This is a genomic window from Spongiibacter sp. (assembly GCF_984394615.1).
Genome location: NZ_CFHTQA010000075.1, coordinates 1 through 6034 on the forward strand (window position 1 = coordinate 1; position 6034 = coordinate 6034).

The following is a 6034-nucleotide window of genomic DNA, read 5'->3' on the forward strand; positions in this document are numbered from 1 at the left end:
CGGCTCCGCCGGTTTCACCGGCGCAGCCTCAGGGGTGCCCCGCCCCTCAGTGGGAGGCGTCTCGGGCTCAACTCGCGAAGCGCCGGGCTGCTCCTTCCCGGCCCGGTTGCTCTTGGCGGGTTTGGGCTCGGGCTTGGTTTGTGTTTCCGCTTCCTCAAGCAGGCGGGGCGCTTCTCGAGCTGCTTCTTTCACGGCCTCGCGAGCAGCGGCGCTGACCGCATTCGGGTCGTCGCTCTGCTGTGCGGCAGACTGGGCGGCTTCACGGGCGGCTTCCTTCATATTTTCCGCGACGGGCTCCAGTGCCTCGGCGACTACCGAGTCGGCCACTTTCTCGGCCGCCATCTGTTTTTCGTCCGTCGTAATACCTACGTGGTAGCCGGCAAAGCCGGGCATCACCATCTGGTTGACCGCCATGCCGATCACCTGGCCATCAACGCTGCTGCGAATAACGCTGCTGCGATTGGTGATCGGGTCGGTCACGGTGCCTAGAATATCGCCGGTTTTCACTTTCTGGCCGAGTTTGACTTCAGAGAGCAGCACGCCACTTTGATCGGCGCGCAGCCACAGAGATTTGTAGAACACGGTTTGCTTGGGTGCGCGCACCGGCTTGTCGTGGATCATGTCCAGATGATGCATTACGGCGCGAACGCCGTTGACGCTCTGCTCCACTTCCTTCAATTGCAGACGGAGGGGTTCTCCCGCTTCCAGGGTGACTGCGGGGATGCCGGCTTCGACTGCGGCGCGACGCAAGGTGCCGCTGGTGCCCGCGCCATCGAGTACCGTGACATCGTGAAACATTTTACTGAATTGCATCACGCTTTCTTTGCCGAGATCACTGCGCAGTTGAGTGAGGTTGGTACGGTGGAAGGAGCCCGTGTGAATGTCGATCAGGCGATCACAGTGCATGATAATTTCATTGAACAGGCTGTGGGCAATGCGCGCGGCGGAGCTGCCCTGTTCATCGCCCGGGAAAAAGCGGTTGAGGTCACGGCGGTCTGGCAGATAGCGGGAGTTGCGTAAAAAGCCGTGCATATTGACGATCGGGACACCGATAACCACGCCTTTGAGTCGGTCGCTCTCCAGACTGAACATGACGCGGCGGATGGTTTCCACGCCATTGAGTTCGTCGCCGTGCACAGCGGCGGTCAGACAGAGGGTCGGCCCCGGCTGTGTGCCTGCTGCGACCAGCACAGGTGTTGGCATCGAGAGCCCGGCAACTGCTTGCCCCGCTGTCCAGTACAGGCGCTGGAAACTTCCGGGTGGGACATCGTGGCCCAATATGCTCAATGCGGCACCGAGGCTTTCCGCGTCGCTGTTTTCATCCTGTTCTACAGCGCTGATCAGTGTGGGAACCGAGCGCCGCGTCGGGGTTTTCAGGCCGTTGCTGTGCTGGGATTCACTAAGTGAATTCACAATCTGTTCGTCGGCGTGAGCCATATTGGCAGCGGCGATGATGCTGCCCAGTAGCAGGGTGAACAAGGCGCGAAAAGGTCGGCGCATGTAAGAAAACTCCTTTGGGTTCTGGCTGTTACTTAGCCAATACCGGCGTATTCGGTCAAGTTTCTCGTGATGTTACGGCTTCCCTGCTTTGACGGAAACGGTGATATAAGTTCCGATGTAAGCATGGTGCAGGGAATTAATACCTTGCTTCTTCCCTTGCGACTTGGGGGCGCGGTAGCGCGCACTAATCGCTATAATGGTGGGCAATGTGGTGAGTGGCAGCGGAGAAGCCAGAGTGAGCAAAGATCGCCTGATAATTTTTGATACGACCCTGCGCGATGGAGAGCAGAGCCCGGGTGCGTCGATGACGCGGGATGAGAAGGTCCGCATAGCCAAGATGCTGGAGAAAATGGGCGTCGATGTTATCGAGGCCGGTTTTGCGATTGCCAGCGTCGGCGACTTTGAGTCGGTGCGCGCCGTGGCTGAGGCGGTGAGTGAAAGTACGGTGTGTAGCTTGTCGCGCGCCGGCGCACAGGATATTGACCGCGCGGCTGAAGCATTGAAGCCCGCCCGCCGTGGACGTATTCATACCTTTATCGCCACGTCACCGATTCATATGGAATACAAGCTGCGTATGCAGCCCGATGCCGTCGTTGAACGCGCGGTGGCGGCCGTTAAACACGCCCGCAATTTAATCGATGATGTGGAGTTCTCCTGCGAGGATGCGTCGCGCTCGGAGTTTGATTTCCTGTGCCGGATTATCGAGCAGGTCATCGACGCGGGCGCTTCAACTATTAACTTGCCTGATACTGTCGGCTACGGTGAGCCCGGCGAGTACGGGGCAATGATCCGCCGTCTGATCGAGAATATTCCCAACGCGGATAAAGCGGTGTTCTCGGTGCATTGCCACAACGACCTCGGTCTGGCCGTGGCTAACTCGCTGTCGGCGGTACTCAATGGTGCCCGGCAGGTGGAGTGCACCATCAACGGTTTGGGCGAGCGGGCGGGCAATGCCTCGCTGGAAGAAATCGCGATGGCTGTACGCACTCGCAAGGATGTCTTTCCGGTGGATGTCGCGCTGGATACCACGCAGATCGTGCCGACCTCACGCCTGGTGTCGTCTATCACCGGCTTCCCGGTGCAACCCAACAAGGCCATCGTGGGGGCGAACGCCTTTGCCCATGAATCGGGGATCCATCAGGACGGGGTACTGAAGCACCGCGAAACCTACGAAATCATGCGAGCTCAGGATGTCGGCTGGCACAACAACAAGTTGGTGCTGGGCAAGCACTCGGGACGCGCGGCGTTCAAAGCGCGGCTTGAAGAACTCGGTATTGAAATTGCCCATCAGGGCGCACTGGACCTGGCGTTTACGCGTTTCAAAGAGCTGGCTGATAAAAAGCACGAGATCTTCGATGAAGATCTACAGGCATTGATGAGCGATGTGCAGCCCAGCGATAAGCCGCAGCGATACCAGCTGCAGTCGCTGGAGGCGGTATCGCGCAGTGGCAGCAAGCCGCGTTCGGAAATTGTGCTGACGATCGACGGCGCGGCGCAGCAGGTCAGTGCCGAGGGTGACGGGCCTGTTGATGCCGCGTTCAAGGCGGTGGAGTCCGCAGTGAACAGTGGCGCCAAACTGGAGTTGTATTCGGTGAATGCGATCACCAGTGGTACAGACTCTCAGGGCGAGGTTCAGGTGCGGTTGGAACGCAATGGGCGCATCGTCAACGGCAATGGTGCCGACACCGATATTATTGTCGCCTCAGTGAAGGCCTACCTCGATGCTCTGAATCTGTTGGAGCTGGATGAACAGCGAGCTCATCCTCAGCGTGAGGGCGTGTAAGTGAGCGCTGCGCTGCGCCAGTCTTACCTCAGGGCGATGGGCCTGCCGCTGTATGTCCCTCGCTTTATTCTGCCGGGGGCGGCGCCCAGCCCGGCGGTTGAGATTGATCAGCCTGACGTCAATTCGCCTGCTCCTCAGCCATCTCTGGAAAAGACGCTGCCTGCGCAACAGCCCGTTGCCGAATCCGGCAATGCCGCCCGACAGGCGCTGGGTGCATTAACGGAACCGGTGGCAACACAGGCGCCGCGTGAAAAGCCGGAAACACCTCGCGTTGAACGTCACACGGAAGCCCTGCGTTTTCACGCGTCGTTGATCGATACCGGTATCGGCCTGCGGATGGTGGCTGATGTCAGTAAGGGACCGCTGACGCCTGAGGCGAGAAAATTGATGGCCAACATCGCTCGAGCCGTGGCGGCGCATTGGCAGCGTGCGGAGCAACTTGCGTTTTCCGCCAGCAATTTTGAATGGCCACTGGTCAAGGTGCCCGGTATTTCTCAGGGGGCGGAAGAGGCCCGGGACGCATTGAGTGCCCGCCTGTTGTCGACCGAGGCCGATGCGGCGATTCACCTCGTGCTGCTGTTTGGCGACAGCTTGCAGAACTTCATCAGCGACGACTACCTCTCCGCACACAATGCCCGCTTGCTGCGCACTGTTGAGGTTGAACAGATGCTCGGCAATGCCGATCACAAGGCCGCGTTGTGGGCTGAGTTGCGAGCGATTCACGTCGGTGGCTGAGCAGGACATGCTGCGCTTCGCGGCGCTGGATCACAATGATATTGAGCCCTGTCTGGCACTGAGCCGGAACAGCGACCCCCACCCGTGGCGAGACGATACTTGGCGGCGCAGTCTGCGCGATGAGTTCTGTTTTGGTCTGTTCGACGATCGATGCCTGCTGGCCGTCGCCGCTTTTTCGCTCGTGATGGACGAGGCCAGCCTGCTGAATATCGTGGTCGGCCAGGACTTGAGGGGAAAGGGGCTGGGGCGGCACCTGCTGTCGGAAGGGCTGAACTGGATGCAACAGATTGGCGCTCAACGCTGTCTGTTAGAGGTGCGTCGTGGCAATGCCTCTGCGCGCGCACTCTATCAGCGACTGGGTTTTGTGGAAGACGGTATTCGCAAGAATTACTATCCGCTGGGCGATGGCCGCGAAGATGCGGTATTGATGTCGGCGGACTTGCCTTTAACAACGGAATAACATCATGCAGGAAATAGAAAGCGACTTCTGGTTTATCGCCTTGCCGGAGCAATGGCAGACGGAGCAGGAAGACGAAAGCATCCTGATTTACGACGAAGACCAATTGGGCTGTATCTGCCTGACTAATCTGGAAAGTGACGGCGGTAAACCCGACCGAAAGGCGCTGGAAAACCTCATTGCGGAAGTGGGGCAGCGTCTGGAAGATGGGCGCCGTTGCGAGCTTGGCGAAGGCTGGCAGGGATGGGAATTCGAAACTGAGGAAGAGGGGGATTATATTCGCGAGTGGTACCTTCTCGGCTCTGATCATCTCCTGCTGATTACCTATTCCTGTGCGGAAGAAGACCGGGAAATGGACCGCAGTGCGGTCGACGAAATCCTCGACAGCCTCCGTAGCAAGGCAGAGTAATACGCAGCTAAATATCTCTGATCCATTGATGTGCCTTTGTGTTCGTGTTATGAAAGGCGAATTCGCGCACAGTGAGAACGTATTCAGCTGTGCTAACGTCAAGTCTAAATAAAATCGTTAGGTCGTGGTCGTAATGAAGCGCTTGGTCTCTGTTTTTGTGTTGCTGTGCTGCGGTATCTCCGTTAGCTGGGCAGACAGCCTCAATGAACAACTCAAATTAGCCTCCGTCAGTGCCTTGGCGATGGATGCCGAATCCGGTGAGTTACTGTTCGAGAAACATGCCAATCTGCGCATGCCCATTGCTTCTATCACTAAGGTGATGACGGCGATGGTCGTGTTGGATGGCGGGCAGTCACTGCGTGAGAAAATCCGCTTTACGGAAAAGGATCGAGATGCCATCAACCATTATTTTTCACGTATCCGGGTAGGGTCAGAGCTGCCTCGCGGTGAAGTGCTGCAACTGGCACTGATGTCCTCTGAGAACCTGGCGGCGGCCGCCCTGGCCAATAACTATCCGGGTGGCGCCAAGCGCTTTGTCGCGGCGATGAATGCCAAGGCTGCCGCGCTTGGAATGAGCAACAGTCATTTTGTCGACAGCAGCGGCCTGTCGCCGAAAAATGTGTCGACCGCCCGCGATTTGGCGAAGCTGGTCGCTGCGGCTGCCCGTTACCCCGAGATTAAAACCTACTCGACCACGGCCGTGCACACGGCGAATTTCAGCCGACCCCGTTATAAGCTTGCCTATGTGAATACCAATCCGCTGCTTCGTTATGAGCGTTGGGAAGCCGCGTTGAGCAAGACGGGTTACCTTGATCTTGCCGGGCGTTGTCTGGTGATGCAGACCGATGTCGACGGTCGCCCCGTTGTGCTGGTAATGCTGGATTCCTTCGGCAAGAGCAGCCCCATTGGTGATGCGGGACGGATTAAACGCTGGCTGGAAGACGGTAAGGTTGGTCGTGTTGCCTCATCGGCAATGGAGTACCAGCGTAACAAATTGTCGGGTTACATGGCCTTGCAGAGCACCGCGCGCCTGAATTGATAGGCATTCATCACCCATAAAAAAAGCGGCGTTATCGCCGCTTTTTTTATGTCCATTGTCCCGTCCTGAAATAGGTTTACACCCATGAGGCCTATTTATGGATACCACTAC

6 protein-coding genes are annotated in these 6034 nt (G+C 57.9%); 5 read left to right on the forward strand and 1 reads right to left on the reverse strand.

Annotation, left to right across the window (positions count from 1 at the left end):
• A partial coding sequence (locus tag AC5DB9_RS16355) for a succinylglutamate desuccinylase/aspartoacylase family protein (RefSeq protein WP_491732102.1) occupies positions 1-1500 on the reverse strand: 1500 nt, incomplete at its 3' end.
• Between the two features lie 235 nt (positions 1501-1735).
• On the opposite strand from AC5DB9_RS16355, the gene AC5DB9_RS16360 reads away from it, so the two are divergent.
• From AC5DB9_RS16360 to pbpG, 5 genes are all read left to right on the forward strand, one after another.
• Complete coding sequence (locus AC5DB9_RS16360) at positions 1736-3283, forward strand: 2-isopropylmalate synthase (RefSeq protein WP_028968474.1); 1548 nt, start codon at positions 1736-1738, stop codon at positions 3281-3283.
• The gene (locus tag AC5DB9_RS16365; RefSeq protein ID WP_272990023.1) at positions 3284-4018 is read left to right on the forward strand and encodes a hypothetical protein; all 735 of its coding nucleotides are present in this window, start codon (positions 3284-3286) and stop codon (positions 4016-4018) included. It abuts the gene before it with no gap.
• Positions 4011-4478, forward strand: a complete 468-nt coding sequence (rimI, locus tag AC5DB9_RS16370) for a ribosomal protein S18-alanine N-acetyltransferase (RefSeq protein WP_272990020.1) — start codon at positions 4011-4013, stop codon at positions 4476-4478. The genes AC5DB9_RS16365 and rimI overlap by 8 nt, the downstream gene beginning before the upstream one ends.
• A gap of 4 nt (positions 4479-4482) precedes the next feature.
• On the forward strand, positions 4483-4884 hold the full coding sequence (locus AC5DB9_RS16375) for a hypothetical protein (protein ID WP_272990017.1): 402 nt from the start codon (positions 4483-4485) through the stop codon (positions 4882-4884).
• A gap of 133 nt (positions 4885-5017) precedes the next feature.
• Positions 5018-5923, forward strand: coding sequence for a D-alanyl-D-alanine endopeptidase (pbpG, locus tag AC5DB9_RS16380; protein WP_022959956.1), 906 nt, complete (start codon positions 5018-5020; stop codon positions 5921-5923).
• Positions 5924-6034 lie beyond the last annotated feature (111 nt).

Coding starts and splice junctions, on each gene's coding strand:
- AC5DB9_RS16375 (WP_272990017.1), top strand. CDS start 4,483: ATGCAGGAAATAGAAAGCGACTTCTGGTTTATCGCCTTGCCGGAGCAA.
- pbpG (WP_022959956.1), top strand. CDS start 5,018: ATGAAGCGCTTGGTCTCTGTTTTTGTGTTGCTGTGCTGCGGTATCTCC.